Here is a 16,563-nt window from a genome sequence, read left to right as displayed (position 1 = left end):
ATTATTTTTTTACTGCCAATTTTTCCATCAATAAAATTAGACCAAAACCAACAACAGCCAATACAATTGCCATTGTAAGTTCTGTATTTCCATCAAAAGAAAAAGGAGAAACACTTTGTTGATTAAAGGGAACTTTAACTCCATGAGAATTTGTACGCCATGTTAAAGTTTCTTTCCATGGCCAAATTTTATTTAAGGAACCTATTATAAATCCGGTTAAAGCTGCTAAAGTATAATTTTTGTAGTGAGCAAAAAGCCATTTTAAAATTTTCGAAAAACTTAATAGACCTATTATTGCTCCTAAACCTACTGCTGCTATTGTTTTAAAATCTCTATCATTAACAGCGGCTAAGATTGGTTTATATGCTCCTAGTAGAACTAAAATAAATGCCCCTGAAATTCCTGGTAAAATCATTGCACAAATGGCAATAGCCCCAGCAATAAACATAAAAAATAAAGATGAATTTTCTGAAACTAATGGATTTAGTGTTGTTATATAATAAGCTAAAAATGCCCCCATTATTAAAATAATTATTGAAATAAAATTCCATTTAGTAATTTGTTTGGCGATGTAAATAATACTAGCCAATACCAACCCAAAAAAGAATGACCATAATAAAATAGGTTCGTTTTCTAATAAATATTTTATGGCTTTTGCTAATGAAACAATGCTAATAAAAATCCCTAAAAATAGTGATGCTAAAAAATTTCCATTTATTTGTTTCCATGCAGTTTTAAGTCCTTCTTGTTTTAAGGTTTTAAACAAACCTAATTTTACATTACTTATAGAACCTAATAATTCTTCATAAATACCAGAAATAAAAGCGATTGTACCTCCAGAAACACCAGGAACAACATCTGCAGCTCCCATTGCCATTCCTTTTAAACCAACAATTATATAATCTTTTATACTTCTACTCATTTTTAAGTTTCTTTTTTACGAAACGAAGATAATAGAAATTTGAGAAAGATGAATAAAACCAATTTTAATTAAAATTTAAAAAATCTATAAAAAAAAAATCTCAAAATAGATTTGAGATTTTTTTTTTATAGATTAGACTGATAATTTATTTTACTTTTATAGAACAACCAATTGCTCTAGTTTCTTTTTTATCAATACTTTTTCCAGATAACAATGCATCTAAAGCATTCTCTACATATTTTTCTGTTACAGCATCTGGATTTCTAGAACTATTATCTATTGCACCAATATACTGTACTTTCATATCATTTCTAGTAACAATATATACATGTGGTGTTTTTGTTGCTCCAAATTTTGGGTATACAGTTTGTCCTTCATCAAACAAATAAGGAAAATTAAATTCTTTTTCCGAAGCTCTAATTTTCATTTTTTCAAAGCTATCTCCTGCTGAAACACTAGGATCATTAGGATTTATAGCAATTACAGGAAAACCTTTGCTTTTATATTTTTCTTGAAGTGCAATAATTCTATCTTCATTGGCAACTGAGTACGGACAAGTATTACATGTAAAAATAATTACAAACCCTTTTACTTCTTGATAATCTGATAAGGAAACCATTTTATTATCAATATTTTTCAAAGAAAAATCTTCTATTACATCTCCAATTTTGTATCCTTTTTCAGTTTTAATCGTAAAAGCAACAGTTGTCATTGCGATAACTGTTAGCAGTAGTATTGTTTGAATTTTTTTCATCGTTTATGGTTTTAAAAAAGTTTTTAGTTCGTTTTCTAAAGTTTTATAATCAAAAGATTTTTCGTAAAACTTCCTGTTTTTTGTATTGTAAATTAATGTTGCTGGTATTGCTCCAGACCATGTAGAATCAATTGCTTTAATCCAAACATCTTCATTTATATCATCTAAATGAATAACTTGTGATTGTAGTTTTTTCTTATTGATAAAGGGAATTAATTTCTTTTCTACTTGTTTTGGAAAATCTAAACTCACCAAAATAACTTCAACATTTTTATATTCTTTATTTATCTTTTCAAAATAAGGCAATTCTTTCACACATGGCCCACACCAAGTTGCCCAAAAATTAATGATATAAGTTGTTCCATCATTTTTTTCTAACAAAGGCTTCAATTCATTATATGTATAAGATTTTACTGAAGTTACTTTTATTGTTTTTTGAAGCGTGTTCTTTGTTGTTTCTTCTTTTTTGCAAGAGGACACACCCATAGAAACAACTAGTACAAAAATTAATTTTTTAATCATTTTATAAAACTACATATTTTAAAATAATAACACTAATAATTAACTCATTCTTAACAAAAAGCCTCATAAAAATAAATTTTATGAGGCTTTTAAAAACATTACTTTATAACCTTTTAATCAAAAATATCATTTAAAATTTTTGCTAATCTTATTCCTCCTCTTTGCAACTGTGTTCTAACGGTTCCAAAATGCTCATAAGAATATCTGTATTTTAAGTTCTCTCCAACTTTTACAGACGAGTACAACTTATTTGTAAGTTCATGCACTTCATCAATCCAATCCACAACAGTTCCTTTTTCTATAGCTTCTATTTGTTTTTTAGATAACTTTTCTGCATTGTCTGCTAATTCTAAATAACTCATATTCCACTCTTCAATCATTTTGGTGTCCCATACTGAATGTAAATTTGTACCTCTTCCAAACCATTGAACCTGAATAGTGTTTCCTCCTTTATCTTCTTTTTGTCCAATATGCATTGGTTGATGTAAATCTCCCACAAAGTGAATTAACATTTTTAAATAAAATACTCTGTCTTCTTCTGAACTGTTTTTATTTTTCAAAACTTCGATACATTTCTGTATTCCTGTAACTAAGTCACCTTTAGGATTTTTCTCTGCATCAGCATATTTTTCATCCAATTTCATATTTACATAATGCCAAGAGTAAAATTCATTATATTTTTTATCCGATTTAATCTCATCACCATAAGTAGAAACAAAGGCTAAACTTTGACCTTTTAAAATTTTATCAATCTTTCTCTTTGCTTTTCTTGTTAAATAACTTTCAGCAATTTTACCAGTTGCTCGATGTCCTGTTTGCCCCCAAAAAACTGCTTCATCAGTTGAAGAGTTTACTGTAAAGAAAAACGAAATCAATAAAAATAGTTTAATTTTCATTTGTTGTTTTTATAATTAATTTTCAGCTAAAATATAAAAATAATTGTTCTAAAATTTGCAAAATTCAAAAAATAAATCATATCTTTACGATATCATTTTAATATCATATTAAAACAAACATACATGAAAGCAGAAAAAATTATCAAACCAGCAAATGGTTATTTAATGTTATTTATAGTTTTAGCATTATTTTTTAGTGGAATTGCATTATCCATAAAAGCAGAAAATCCGGCTTATTTAATTGCAACCTTAATAGGTTTTATTGGTTTTTTTGGTTTTATACTTGTAAACCCAAACACTTCTAAAGTTATTTTGCTATTTGGAAAATACGTTGGTACTATTAAAGATAATGGCTTGTATTGGGCAAATCCACTATACAGAAAAAAAACAATTTCTTTAAGAGCAAGCAATTTTGATAGTGAACGTTTAAAGGTAAATGACAAACTAGGAAACCCTATTATGATTTCTACTATTTTAGTTTGGCGTGTTACAGATACCTACAAAGCAGCTTTTGACGTAGATAATTACGAAAATTTTGTTCGTGTACAAACAGATGCTGCTGTAAGAAAACTAGCAAGCATGTATCCGTATGATAATTTTGCAGATGAAGGTCACGATGAAGACATTACACTAAGGTCTAGCGTAAATGAAGTTTCTGAAGCCTTAGAAAAGGAAATAGACGAGCGACTATCTATTGCTGGTATTGAAGTTTTAGAAGCAAGAATAGGTTATTTAGCTTATGCTCAAGAAATTGCAAGTGCCATGTTAAAAAGACAACAAGCAACAGCAATTGTAGCTGCAAGACATAAAATTGTTCAAGGTGCAGTAGAAATGGTAGAAATGGCTTTAGATGAACTAAACAAAAAACAAATTGTAGAATTAGACGAAGAGCGTAAAGCAGCAATGGTAAGCAATTTATTGGTAATTTTATGTGGAGACAAAGAAGCTTCACCAGTAGTAAATGCAGGTACATTAAGTCATTAAAACATGAAAGAATACAAAGTAGAAATACCAAGATTAGGGTTAACAAAAAGGCAAGAAAAAATGCAGGATCTTTTAAATCAAAATGCTAGAGAAGGGTGGATTGTTAAAGACATAGGGCAGAATTGGTCTAGTATTATTTTTGAAAGAGATAAAAACAGATAAAATGAAAATCTTTAAAGAAGAACAGCGCTTTACGCAGAGTTGGTTAGTGATTATTCCAATAATTGCTCTTATTATCCCTCTTTGTATTGGTATTTACGGAATTACACAGCAGATATTTTTAAAGCAACCATTTGGTGACCAACCAATGTCTGATGCAGGTTTACTGTTTTTCACCTTTGTAATGCTGTGCTTTTCAATTCTAATATTCATTTTTAAATTATCTTGTAGGATTGATGAAAACGGAATTCACTATCAATTTTTTCCTATGCATTTTTCTACAAAAACAATTAAATGGTCTGAACTAAAAACTGCAAAAGTAAGAACTTACCTCCCTCTATCAGAATATGGTGGTTGGGGTTTTAGAAGTGGATTTTTTGGAAATAAAGCTAAAGGAAAAGCCTTTAATGTTTCTGGTGATGTTGGCATTCAACTAGAATTTAAAAATGGAAAAAAACTTTTAATAGGAACCCAAAAAAAAGAAGAGGCTAAAAGAGTTTTAGAAACTTATCAAAATAAAATAATATGATTAAAATTATAAGCTTTTGGGTGATTACAATATTTAGTATTATCTCTTCCTTTGCTCAAATAAAGTCGGAAGAAGTAGTAATAAACAATCAAGCAATACAGCTTCCTGGAACACTTTCATATACATCTCAAAAATCACCTTTAATCATTTGGATTCATGGTTCTGGTGGTGTTGATAGAAATGGAAATCAACCACAATATATCAAACAATTTAGAGATGCTGTAAACAAAGAAAATATTGCTTTTTTTAGTTATGATAAAAGAACTGCCAATCCTAAAAATGCTCTTTTTTTAAAAGACGGCGTCTATTTCTCTGACTTTATTTTTGATGCAAAAGAAGTTGTGAATCAGTTTAAAGATGACAAACGTTTTTCTGAAATTATTTTAGCGGGTCACAGCCAAGGTTCATTAATTGCAATGTTAGCATTAGAAAATGTTGACAAATACATTTCTATTGCTGGAGCTGGAGAAACTATAGACAAGACATTGATAAGACAGTTAACTGCACAAAATCCTGAATTTGGAGAAATTGCTAAAGCACATTTTAAAGAACTAAAAGAAACAGGAGAAATTAAAGACATAAACCCTAACTTAATTTCTCTTTTTGCAAAACCCAATCAACCTTTTTGGACTTCATGGATAAAACTAGACCCAATAAAAGAAATTAAAAACATAAAAATTCCAACGTTAATCATCAATGGTGATAAAGATTTACAAGTACTAATTTCTGATGCCAAAGCTTTAAAAAAAGCAAAACCAAATGCTACTTTAGTAATTATTAAAAACATGAATCATGTTTTAAAAAACATCCTCAAAGAGGAAGATAATTTAAAATCTTACAGCTCTCCAGACTTTCCTTTATCAGAAAAACTGATAGAAACTATTGTTTCATTTGTAAAAAAATAAAATGGCCAAGAAAAAAGCATTTGCACTACGAGTTAATGAAGACATGATAAAAGCCATAGAAAAATGGGCTTCAGACGAATTTCGTTCTACAAACGGACAAATCGAATGGATGTTAATGCAAGCTCTTAAAGAAGCAAAACGAGAACCCAAAAAGAAAGAAGAATAAGTTTTGATAATATATTACTAAATTTATTTTTCATTAGACAAAACATTTCTAACTGTTAAAAAACGTTCAATTTTTATTGAGCGTTTTCTATTTTGTATATTGTTCCCATTTACCAAAATTAACAAACCACCTAATTATGAAAAAATTATTCACACTACTTTTTTTAGGCGCAACTACCCTACTCTTTTCTCAAGAGTTTTCTATGGATTTAGTTAAAAACATGAAACCTAGAAATATTGGTCCTGGAGGAATGTCTGGACGTATTACTGCTGTAGATGTTGTTACATCTAACCCAGAAATAATATATGTAGGAACTGCTTCTGGAGGAATCTGGAAATCTACTTCTGGAGGGATCAAATGGGAGCCAATTTTCGAAAAAGAATTGACAGCTTCTATAGGAGCTATAGACATTCAACAGTCTAACCCTAGTGTAATTTGGGCAGGAACAGGAGAAGGAAACCCAAGAAATAGCTTAAATGGTGGCTTTGGAATTTATAAATCTTTAGACGCAGGAAAGACTTGGAAAAGTATGGGACTAGAAAAAACTAGACATATTCATAGAATCATAATAGACCCAACAGACCCTAACACTGTTTATGTTGGCGCAATTGGTTCTCCATGGGGAGAACACAAAGAACGTGGAGTTTATAAAACTACAGACGGCGGAAAAACTTGGAAACAAATTCTGTTTACAAATATAAGATCAGGAGCTGCAGATTTAATTATGGATCCTAAAAATCCAAATAAACTAATAGCTACCATGTGGGAACACAAACGAGATCCTTGGTTTTTTAAATCGGGAGGAAAAGGAAGTGGGCTATACATTACACATGATGGTGGAGAAAACTGGAAACAAACTACAGAAAAAGAAGGTTTACCAAAAGGAGAATTAGGAAGAATTGGTGTTGCAATTGCACCAAATAATCCAGATATCATTTATGCTTTAGTAGAAGCCAAAAAGAATGCCTTATACAAAAGTGAAGACGGTGGCTTTAAATGGAAAAAAATAAATGATAAACCAGGTATTGGGAATCGACCTTTTTATTATTCAGAAATTTATGTAGATCCACAAAATGAAAATAGACTTTACACTGTTTTTACCTATATAAATGTTTCTCAAGATGGAGGAAAATCTTTCAAACAATTAATGCCTGCTTATGGTGCTAACAATGGTATTCATCCAGATCATCATGCTTGGTGGATTCTTCCTAGTAATGGTAAATTTATGATTGATGGAAATGATGGAGGATTAAACATCACTAAAGATGGTGGTAAAACATGGCGTTTTATTGGCAATATTCCTGTAGCACAATTTTATCACATAAATGTAGATAATGAATATCCTTATAACGTATACGGAGGCATGCAAGATAACGGTTCTTGGAGAGGTCCTGCATATGTTTGGAAAGCACAAGGAATTAGAAATTCTTATTGGCAAGAAATTAGTTTTGGTGATGGTTTTGATGTGGTACCCGACAAAGACAATTCTCGCTATGGATGGACTATGAGTCAACAAGGATCTGTTTCTAGGTTCGACTATTTAACAGGAAATAATTACTCCGTAAAACCAACACATAAAGATCCAAATGTAACCCTACGTTTTAACTGGAATGCTGCCATAAACATAGACCCTTTTGATAATTCTACTCTTTATTTTGGAAGTCAGTTTGTACATAAATCAACAGATAAGGGATTAACTTGGGCAGTAATTTCGCCAGATTTATCAACCAATAATCCAGAAAAATTAAGACAAGCAGAAAGTGGGGGTTTAACCATGGATGCAACGGGTGCAGAAAATCATTGTACCATTTTAGTTATTGAACCCTCTCTTTTACAAAAAGATGTTTTATGGGCTGCCACTGATGATGGTCAGGTTCACATCACAAAAAACGGAGGAAAAACTTGGACAAATGTTGCAAAAAACATCAGAGGATTACCTAAAAATAGTTGGATTACACAGATAAAAGCATCCAACAAAAATAAAGGTGAAGCACTTTTAATTGCAAATGATTATAGATGCTTTAATTACACACCTTATGCATATAGAACCAAAAATTACGGAAAATCTTGGGAACGCATTGTCGATGAAAATGATGTAGAGAGTTATACACTAAGTATTATTGAAGATCCAGAAAATGCAAACTTATTATTTTTAGGAACTGATGATGGTTTATATATTTCTGTTGATGCAGGTAACAAATGGACAAAATGGACCGTAGGTTTCCCAACAGTTCCCGTAAAAGATTTGGTAATTCACCCAAGAGAAAATGATTTAATTATTGGAACTTTTGGAAGAGCCGCTTGGGTTTTAGATGACATTCGACCTTTAAGAGCAATTGCAAATGGAACCGAGGTAACTTCCAAAAAATTAGAGTTATTTGCTCCTCCAACAGCCTATCAAGCTGCAACGCAACAGCCAACAGGAAGTAGATTTGGTGCAGATGCAATTTACCAAGGAGAAAATAGAAAAAGAGGTGCAATTATTTCTTATTACATAAATAAACCAAAAGAAAGTAAAATCAAATACGATTCTATTCAATTAGAAATTTTTGACGGATCTCGAAAGATAAGAACACTAAAAATGAAAGCTCCAAAAGAAAATGGCATTCATAAAACCACTTGGTTTTTAAGAGAAAAAGGAGTTGATAGAGCTTCAAGAACAATTAGAAAACCTAAAAGAGAACCAAGTGGTGTTTCTGTAAAACCAGGAACTTATCAGTTAAAAATGACTTTTGGAGATGCAGTTTCTGAGCAAAATATAAAAGTAGAATTTGACCCTAGGTTACAAATTTCTAAAGAAGCTATCAATCAGAAATACAATGCAAGTAAAGAATTAGAAAAAGATCAAGAGAAAATTGCAAATATTGTAAAACAATTGATTGAAAGTAAAAATACGGCTACATTAATAAAATCTCAATTAAGTAAAGAAAACAAGAAAACATACAAAACTCAAATAAAATCATCTTCAGAAATTATAAAAAAAATCGATGGTTTAGTTGCCATTTATTTAGGAAAGATTGATAAAAGACAAGGAATAACAAGAAACCCAGAGGTTAGCGTTAACCAACGTTTTAGACAAGCAAGCAGTTATATCCGCTCTCGTTTTGGAGAACAAACCAAGACAGAAACTATATTAATGGATCAATTTAAAGAAGAATTTAAAAAAGCAATTTTAAAAACAAACCTATTCTTTAATAAAGATTGGATTCATTATAAATCGATGACAGAGAATATCAACATTTCACCATTTAAAGAAATTAAAATTTATTCTAGCAATTAAAATTAATCCGTTAATTTATTCTATGATGAATTAAATGTTAATTATCTTATTTCATAAAATTGAAGTATCTATGCATTTAGTGAAATATTTTAAAAACGAAACAAAAAGATATTTTTAATAAAATTACCTAATTGCCCCTTTAAATTACAATCAGGGATGATATTAAATATCGAATACAAAAAAAACAAATAATGACAGAACCAATATTTACAAACGATGCCATCATTTTTGGCTTATTAATGATTTCTTTAGGATTTGTATTTTATACAGAAAGTATTAAATCTGGTTTTTGGCCAAAATTTTACAAAATAGTACCCGGTTTATTCATGGCATACTTTATTCCTGCAATTTTTACAACAGCAGGAATTATATCACCAAAATGGGAAACAATAAATTCTGTAGGAGAAGTTCTACAAGGTGAGTCTCAACTTTATTATGTTTCAAGTAGATTTTTATTGCCTGCTTCATTAGTTTTAATGACGTTAAGTATAGACTTAAAAGCCATTTTCAACTTAGGATCTAAAGCATTAATCATGTTTTTTACTGGTACTATTGGTATTGTAATTGGTGGTCCTATTGCTATTTTATTAATTTCTATATTTTCTCCAGAAACAGTTGGTGGTGCAGATTTTGATGCCGTTTGGAGAGGGCTTTCTACATTGGCAGGAAGTTGGATAGGTGGTGGTGCAAACCAAACAGCCATGTTAGAAATTTACAAATACAATCCCGCTAAGTACGGAGGAATGGTTTTTGTTGACATTGTTGTTGCCAATATTTGGATGGCTATTTTATTAATAGGAATTGGTAAAAAAGATAAAATTGATAAGTGGCTTGGTGCAGATACTTCTGCTATTGAAGAGTTAAAAGAAAAAGTTTCTGCCTTTGCTAAAAAAACTAAAAGAAATCCTTCATTAACCGATTTAATGATCATGCTTGCAATAGCATTTGGTACCGTTGGTTTTGGACATTTTGCTTCTACTTTTTTAAGTTCTTTTTTTAAGGGTTTAGTTGCTGGAATAGAATCAGACACATGGAGAAATATCTTTACTTTTTTAGGCTCAGGATTCTTTTGGTTGATTAGTATTTCAACCATAATTGCAATTATTTTATCTTTTACAAAAGCTAAAAATTATGAAGGGGCTGGTGCCAGTAAAATTGGTAGTGTTTTTATTTACATTCTAGTAGCAACAATTGGTATGAAAATGGATTTAGCAATGATTTTTGACAATTTAGGTTTAATTGTAATTGGTCTTGTTTGGATGACAATTCATGCAGGACTATTAATCTTAGTTGCCAAATTAATCAAGGCTCCTTATTTCTTTTTAGCTGTTGGTAGTCAAGCAAATGTTGGCGGTGCAGCTTCTGCCCCAATTGTAGCACAAGCATTTCATCCATCATTAGCTACTGTGGGAGTTTTATTAGCTGTTTTTGGTTATGCTATTGGAACTGTAGGTGCAATTTTATGTACTATTTTAATGGAATTATCGGCAACAGTTTAAATAAAAATCAGCATATTTGCATTCAAAAATTTTAATTTACATGAAGAAAATTATTGCTATACTAGCATTATCCATTTTAGTAGTTGCATGCAATTCTAAAAAAGAAGGAAATATGATTGTTCAAGGGACAATTAAAGGATTAAAAAAAGGAACTCTCTATCTGCAAAAAATGCAGGATTCGGCTTTAGTTTCTATAGATTCTGTTGCAATATTAGGGAGTGAAAAATTCAAATTAACAGACAATGTAGATTCTCCTGTTTTATATTTTTTAACTTTTGATGGAAACACAACTGATAAAAGAATTTTATTTTTTGGTGAAAAAGGAATCATAACGATTAATGATAATATAGATCAATTTGGTTTTAACCCAGAAATTTCTGGTTCTAAAAATCAAGAAATATTTGATAAATACACTAACATTGATAAGAAGTTTCAAAATCTACGTTTAGATTTTATCAAAAAAGATTTTGACGCTAGAAAAGAAAACAATCAAGAACTAATAAAGCAACTAGCAATAGATTTTCAAAAACTTGAAAGAAGAAGAGTTCTTTTTGCTACTAATTATGCTATGACAAACCCAGAAAGCGAAGCTTCTGCTTATATTGCGTTAACATTAAATACTGCCAGTTTAAAAATGTTAGACACTATAAATAGTTCTCTTTCAGAAAAAGTAAAAAATTCTGTTTACGGTAAAGAATTACAAAAATATATTTCGGAAATTAAAGAAAGTGAGAAGAAATAATTTTCTCTCTTTACACAAAACAAAAAAAGATTGCCTAGGCAATCTTTTTTTGTTTGCATGATTTTTTATAAAAACAACACTTTTTTTGTATCTTGTACTTTGCTTATGATACAATTTATACTCAATAATAAAATTATAAAAACCTCTGTAAAATCAGGTATTACATTACTAGATTTCATTAGAGAACACCAACAATTAAAAGGCACAAAAATTGGTTGTCGCGAAGGCGATTGTGGTGCATGTACAGTTTTAGTTGGAACATTAAAAAATGATTCCATTTCCTATCAAAGTATAACTTCTTGTATATCTCCCTTAGGAAATGCCAATGGCAAACACATAGTTACAATAGAAGGCGTTAATCTTCCAAAAGAACTTAATAAAGTACAAAGTGCAATGGCAAATAACTTTGCAACCCAATGTGGTTTTTGTACACCCGGATTTGTAGTTTCTATGACAGGTTATGCTTTAGAAAACAACAAAACTTTAAACTCTTGTAATGATGCCATTAGCGGAAACATTTGTAGATGTACCGGTTATAAGTCAATAGAAAAAGCAGGATTTGAAATTGAAGAAAAACTACAAAAAAAGGATAATAATCACCAAATTGAATGGTTGATTGATGAAGGCTTTATTCCAAATTATTTTAAAACTATTCCTGAAAAATTAAAAAACTTACAGCCTAAAGTTTTTGAAAAAACCGGAATAAAAGTTGCCAATGGTACCGATGTTTATGTTCGTCATGCAGATAAAATGGCAGAGGAAGATCTACATTTGTTAGTAGACGCATCAGCTTTAAAAGGAATTCATTTTGAAAATGATTTTTTCAGCATTGGTGTAAACACAACTGTTACCGAACTGTTAGAAAATACAGCGTTAAAAAATAATATCCCTCATTTAAAATCCTTTATAAAACTTATTTCTTCAGAGCAAATAAGAAATATGGGAACTCTTGGAGGCAACTTTGTAAATGCCTCTCCAATTGGAGACATGTCAATATTCTTTTTAGCACTGAATGCAACACTTAGAATTCAACATTCAAATGGTTCTGAAAGAGAAATCCCCTTTCAAGAATTTCATCAAAACTATAAAAAATACGACTTACAAAAAGATGAAATTTTAAAATCCATTTCTTTTTCTAAACTTAACAAAGAGGCTTCTTTTAACTTCGAAAAAGTAAGCAAGCGAACACATTTAGACATTGCAAGTGTAAATGCTGCCGGAAGAATATCAACAGAAAACAATACGATAACAGATGCTCATTTTTCGGTTGGTGGTGTTGCAGCTATTCCAAAATACTTATACAAAACAAATCAATTTTTAATTGGAAAACCCCTCAATTCTGACGTTATAAAAGAAGCTGAAACAATTTTACAATCAGAAATCTCACCAATAAGTGATGTTAGAGGAACTTCTGAATACAAACGTTTATTAGCAAAACAATTATTTTTTGCGCATTTCATCAAATTATTTCCAAATAAAATTCAACCTCAAAAATTAATCGCTTCATGAAAAATATAGATAGCTTTACACATGTTCGTGGCGAATCTCTTTTTGTAGATGATTTAATGATCAGACAAGATGCTTTATTTGGTTTGTGTTTTGATTCACCAAAAGCACACGGAAAAATTATTTCAGTAGATTATACAAAAGCTGAAGCATTAGAAGGAGTAGAAAAAATATTTACCTATAAAGATGTATTAGGAGAAAATCAAATTGGAGGTATCATCCCTGATGAACCCTTATGGGCTGAAAATGAAGTGCATTTTTGGGGACAACCTATAGCCTTTATTGTAGCCAAAACTGAAGCAATTGCAAAAAAAGCAAGAGCTTTAATTACCATAAAAATAGAAGAATTACCTGTTATAACAACTGCCAAAGAAGCCAAAGAAAAAGGAAGTTTTATAAACGCTCCTCGATCTTTTTCTCTTGGAAATACATCAGATACATTTAAAGATTGCAAATATGTTTTAGAAGGAGAAACCTTTTCTAACGGGCAAGAACATTTGTATATAGAAACCCAAGGTTGTTATGTGATTCCTCAAGAAAATGGAAGTATTAAAATAATTTCTTCAACGCAAGGTCCTACTCAAGTGCAAAAAACAGCTGCCAAAGTTTTAGGGATTCCTATGCATAAAATAGAAGTTGATGTCATACGTCTAGGTGGTGGTTTTGGTGGTAAAGAAGACCAAGCTACACCTTGGGCGGTTATGGCCGCAGTTGCTGTACAATATTTAAATAAACCTGTAAAATTCGTATTAAATCGTCATGATGATTTACGAATGACAGGAAAACGTCATCCCTATTCATCTTTCTTTAAAATAGGATTAACCAAAGATTTAAAAATCAAAGCATTTGAAGCAGAGTTTTTACAAAACTCAGGAGCTGCTGCAGATTTATCTCCTGCTATTGCAGAACGAACTTTGTTTCATGCAACCAATAGTTATTTTATTCCGAATGTAAAAACAACCGTTTATAGTTGTAAAACCAATTTACCTCCAAATACTGCTTTTCGTGGTTTTGGTGGACCACAAGGAATGTTTGTTATAGAAAGTGCTATTGCTAAAGCTGCAGATAAAATTGGGGTTGATAAAAAAGAAATTCAAGAAGCCAACTTATTAAATGAAAATGATGAATTTTCTTACGGACAAATTGCTACCGAAGTACAAGCAAAAAAATCTTGGTTTTCTGCCAAAGAAAAGTTTGAATTAGAAAAGCTTGAAAAGGAAATTGAAGATTTCAATAAAGAAAATCAATTGTATAAAAAAGGAATTTCTTTAATGCCTATTACATTTGGAATTTCTTTTACAAACACTCCAATGAATCATGCAAGAGCACTAATTCATATTTATCAAGATGGAAGTGTTGGAGTTTCAACTGGCGCTGTAGAAATGGGACAAAGTGTAAATACAAAAATGCTACAAGTTGCTCAAGATATTTTAGGAATTTCTGCAGATAAAGTAAAACTAGAAACTACAAACACAACTCGTGTTGCTAACACCTCTCCTTCTGCAGCAAGTTCTACTGCAGATTTAAACGGAAAAGCAGTTGAAATGGCATGTAATTCTCTAATAGAAAGATTAACGAAAGTAGCTGCTAAAATGCTATCCTCGGATGAAAAAAACATCCATTTTAAAGATAATTTTGTTTTTATTGACACTAAAAAATCTTCTCTTTCTTGGGAAATTTTAATTACACAGGCAATGTTAGAAAGAATTGCATTGAGTGAAAATGCACATTATGCTACACCAATTATTGATTTCGATAAAAGCAAAGAAAAAGGTCATCCTTTTGCATATCATGTTTACGGAACTGCAATTACAACAGTTACATTAGATTGTTTGCGTGGTAACTATGAAATTGACAGTGTAAAAATTGTACATGATTTTGGAAAATCTATGAATCTTGGAATTGATATTGGGCAAGTTGAAGGTGCTTTAGCACAAGGAATTGGTTGGATGACCTTAGAAGAAATCGCTTACAATAAAGACGGAAGATTATTATCAAATGCGCTGTCTACCTATAAAGTTCCTGATGTATTTTCATCACCAAAAACCATAGTAACCATTCCTTTAGAAACAGATGGAAATGAAATGGCTATTCAAAAATCAAAAGCTGTAGGAGAACCTCCATTAATGTATGGAATTGGGGCATATTTTGCAATTCAACATGCCGTAAAAGCCTTTAATCCTAATTATAAATTAAAATTTCACGCACCTTTTACTCCAGAAAAAGTGTTGATGAGTTTGTATGAAAAATAAAACTATCAAACTTCAATTTACAAAACAAAACATCTTAAAAGGCGCTATAATTTATAGTGCTGGAGATAGTATTGCTGCCTTTTTATTAGATGAATTTTCTATCTATAGATTATTAGGGATGATGTTTATTGGAGCAACAATTTATGCTTTTGAAATCCCCAATTATTTTACTTGGATTGATCTCAAAACAAAAAAACTATCAGGAATCAAAAAAATCTTGTCTAAAACAAGTTTGGCAATAGCGTATTTTAATCCTATTTGGATTTTTAGACATTTGGCTTTTATCAAATTATTTTCTGGTAATTATACTGATATCAATTTTAATTTGTTTCAAATAGCTTTTTTATCTTTTTTGGTGAATATTCCTATTTCATTTGCTGCAAATTATATGATACAAAATAATATAAAACTCAATTGGCGTTTTTTAGCAAGTGCTATTTTTTCTGCAATAATGGCTATTTATTATGCATTAAGTGAAACTATTTTTCAATGATTATTTGGCAACATATTGCAACAAAACTTCAAGAAAACAAAGCTGTTTATATATTAACCGTTATTGAAAACTTGGGAAGCTCTCCTGGTAGAAAAGGTTTTAAAATGATGGTAGCTCAAGACGGATTTATCTTTGGTTCTATTGGTGGAGGCGTTATGGAGTTCTCTTTGGTAGAAGAAGCAAAACAACTTTTACTAGATAAAAAAACATCTATATTTATAAAAAAACAAGTTCATAGAGGTAATATAGAAAATGGTTCTGGAATGATTTGCTCTGGAGAACAAACTGTTGCATTTCATTACCTAGATAAAAATGATCTTTCACAGATTAAAGACATCATTCACTGTATCAACAATGGTAAAAAAGGAACTTTAAGTTTTACACAAAATTCTTTCTCTTTTTCTAATAAGCTCGTAGAAAATCAATTTAATTATCAAATATATACTCTTGAAAATTGGTTTTTTGAAGAACAAATAGGATTCAAAGAAACACTATATATTGTTGGTGGCGGACATGTGGGCGTTGCTGTTTCTGAACTTCTTGCAAAACTAGGATTTTATATTGTGGTTATAGACAATAGAGAAAACTTAAACACCTTAGAAAACAACAATTTTGCACATAAAAAACTGGTAATTAATTATCATGAAATCAATAATTATATTGATGAAGGAAGTTCAAGTTATATAGCAATAATGACCAACAAATACACGGATGACAAATTGGTTTTAAGCAAGTTACTTAGAAAAAAACATCATTTTATTGGTGTTTTAGGTAGTAAAGCAAAATTAAAAACAATGTGGGAAGTTTTAATAGCAGAAGGTTTTACTTTAGAAGAATTAAGTAAGGTAAATGCACCAATAGGACTTCCTATTAAAAGTGAAACTACCCAAGAAATTGCAGTAAGTATTGCTGCTCAAATTATTAAATATAAAAATTCTAAAAACTAATATTTTT

The 16,563-nt window shown here is 30.4% G+C and carries 16 protein-coding genes; 12 read left to right on the top strand and 4 right to left on the bottom strand.

Going from position 1 to position 16,563, the window contains the following annotated elements:
• Position 1 precedes the first annotated feature (1 nt).
• The 4 genes from MC378_RS13250 to MC378_RS13235 form a co-directional block, all read right to left on the bottom strand.
• Positions 2 to 922 carry a polyprenyl-phosphate transporter gene (locus MC378_RS13250; protein ID WP_242179246.1) on the bottom strand — a complete coding sequence of 307 codons (921 nt, stop codon included), beginning with the start codon at positions 920 to 922 and terminating at the stop codon, positions 2 to 4.
• 145 nt (positions 923 to 1,067) lie between these two features.
• Positions 1,068 to 1,676, bottom strand: a complete 609-nt coding sequence (locus MC378_RS13245; RefSeq protein ID WP_242179245.1) for a thioredoxin family protein — start codon at positions 1,674 to 1,676, stop codon at positions 1,068 to 1,070.
• A 3-nt stretch (positions 1,677 to 1,679) separates the two neighbouring features.
• Positions 1,680 to 2,198 carry a TlpA family protein disulfide reductase gene (locus tag MC378_RS13240; protein ID WP_274704130.1) on the bottom strand — a complete coding sequence of 173 codons (519 nt, stop codon included), beginning with the start codon at positions 2,196 to 2,198 and terminating at the stop codon, positions 1,680 to 1,682.
• 113 nt (positions 2,199 to 2,311) lie between these two features.
• Positions 2,312 to 3,094, bottom strand: coding sequence for a S1/P1 nuclease (locus MC378_RS13235; protein ID WP_242179244.1), 783 nt, complete (start codon positions 3,092 to 3,094; stop codon positions 2,312 to 2,314).
• A 123-nt stretch (positions 3,095 to 3,217) separates the two neighbouring features.
• Here MC378_RS13235 and MC378_RS13230 point away from each other — a divergent pair, with 123 nt between their 5' ends.
• The 12 genes from MC378_RS13230 to MC378_RS13175 all read left to right on the top strand — a co-directional run bounded on the left by MC378_RS13230 (position 3,218) and on the right by MC378_RS13175 (position 16,556).
• The gene (locus MC378_RS13230) at positions 3,218 to 4,078 is read left to right on the top strand and encodes an SPFH domain-containing protein (RefSeq protein WP_242179243.1); all 861 of its coding nucleotides are present in this window, start codon (positions 3,218 to 3,220) and stop codon (positions 4,076 to 4,078) included.
• Positions 4,079 to 4,081: 3 nt separating this feature from the next.
• Complete coding sequence (locus tag MC378_RS13225) at positions 4,082 to 4,240, top strand: DUF4177 domain-containing protein (RefSeq protein ID WP_242179242.1); 159 nt, start codon at positions 4,082 to 4,084, stop codon at positions 4,238 to 4,240.
• A gap of 1 nt (position 4,241) precedes the next feature.
• Positions 4,242 to 4,766, top strand: coding sequence for a hypothetical protein (locus MC378_RS13220; protein ID WP_242179241.1), 525 nt, complete (start codon positions 4,242 to 4,244; stop codon positions 4,764 to 4,766).
• Positions 4,763 to 5,671 carry an alpha/beta hydrolase family protein gene (locus tag MC378_RS13215; protein ID WP_242179240.1) on the top strand — a complete coding sequence of 303 codons (909 nt, stop codon included), beginning with the start codon at positions 4,763 to 4,765 and terminating at the stop codon, positions 5,669 to 5,671. The genes MC378_RS13220 and MC378_RS13215 overlap by 4 nt, the downstream gene beginning before the upstream one ends.
• Before the next feature lies 1 nt (position 5,672).
• The gene (locus MC378_RS13210; protein ID WP_242179239.1) at positions 5,673 to 5,837 is read left to right on the top strand and encodes a type II toxin-antitoxin system antitoxin; all 165 of its coding nucleotides are present in this window, start codon (positions 5,673 to 5,675) and stop codon (positions 5,835 to 5,837) included.
• A 136-nt stretch (positions 5,838 to 5,973) separates the two neighbouring features.
• Complete coding sequence (locus tag MC378_RS13205) at positions 5,974 to 9,117, top strand: VPS10 domain-containing protein (protein WP_242179238.1); 3,144 nt, start codon at positions 5,974 to 5,976, stop codon at positions 9,115 to 9,117.
• A gap of 191 nt (positions 9,118 to 9,308) precedes the next feature.
• Positions 9,309 to 10,616, top strand: a complete 1,308-nt coding sequence (locus MC378_RS13200; protein ID WP_242179237.1) for a DUF819 family protein — start codon at positions 9,309 to 9,311, stop codon at positions 10,614 to 10,616.
• Positions 10,617 to 10,656: 40 nt separating this feature from the next.
• Positions 10,657 to 11,358 carry a DUF4369 domain-containing protein gene (locus tag MC378_RS13195; RefSeq protein ID WP_242179236.1) on the top strand — a complete coding sequence of 234 codons (702 nt, stop codon included), beginning with the start codon at positions 10,657 to 10,659 and terminating at the stop codon, positions 11,356 to 11,358.
• 105 nt (positions 11,359 to 11,463) lie between these two features.
• Positions 11,464 to 12,867 (top strand): FAD binding domain-containing protein, encoded by a 1,404-nt coding sequence (locus MC378_RS13190; RefSeq protein ID WP_242179235.1) that lies wholly within the window; start codon positions 11,464 to 11,466, stop codon positions 12,865 to 12,867.
• Complete coding sequence (locus tag MC378_RS13185) at positions 12,864 to 15,116, top strand: xanthine dehydrogenase molybdopterin binding subunit (protein ID WP_242179234.1); 2,253 nt, start codon at positions 12,864 to 12,866, stop codon at positions 15,114 to 15,116. The genes MC378_RS13190 and MC378_RS13185 overlap by 4 nt, the downstream gene beginning before the upstream one ends.
• Positions 15,106 to 15,609 carry a hypothetical protein gene (locus tag MC378_RS13180; protein WP_242179233.1) on the top strand — a complete coding sequence of 168 codons (504 nt, stop codon included), beginning with the start codon at positions 15,106 to 15,108 and terminating at the stop codon, positions 15,607 to 15,609. Before MC378_RS13185 ends, MC378_RS13180 begins: the two co-directional genes overlap by 11 nt.
• The gene (locus tag MC378_RS13175; RefSeq protein WP_242179232.1) at positions 15,606 to 16,556 is read left to right on the top strand and encodes an XdhC family protein; all 951 of its coding nucleotides are present in this window, start codon (positions 15,606 to 15,608) and stop codon (positions 16,554 to 16,556) included. Before MC378_RS13180 ends, MC378_RS13175 begins: the two co-directional genes overlap by 4 nt.
• The last annotated feature ends 7 nt before the right edge of the window (positions 16,557 to 16,563 follow it).

The organism is Polaribacter marinus (assembly GCF_022662535.1).
Taxonomy (GTDB): domain Bacteria; phylum Bacteroidota; class Bacteroidia; order Flavobacteriales; family Flavobacteriaceae; genus Polaribacter; species Polaribacter marinus.
The sequence above is the reverse complement of the archived record's forward strand: the minus strand, read 5'-3'. Positions and strand labels throughout refer to the sequence as shown.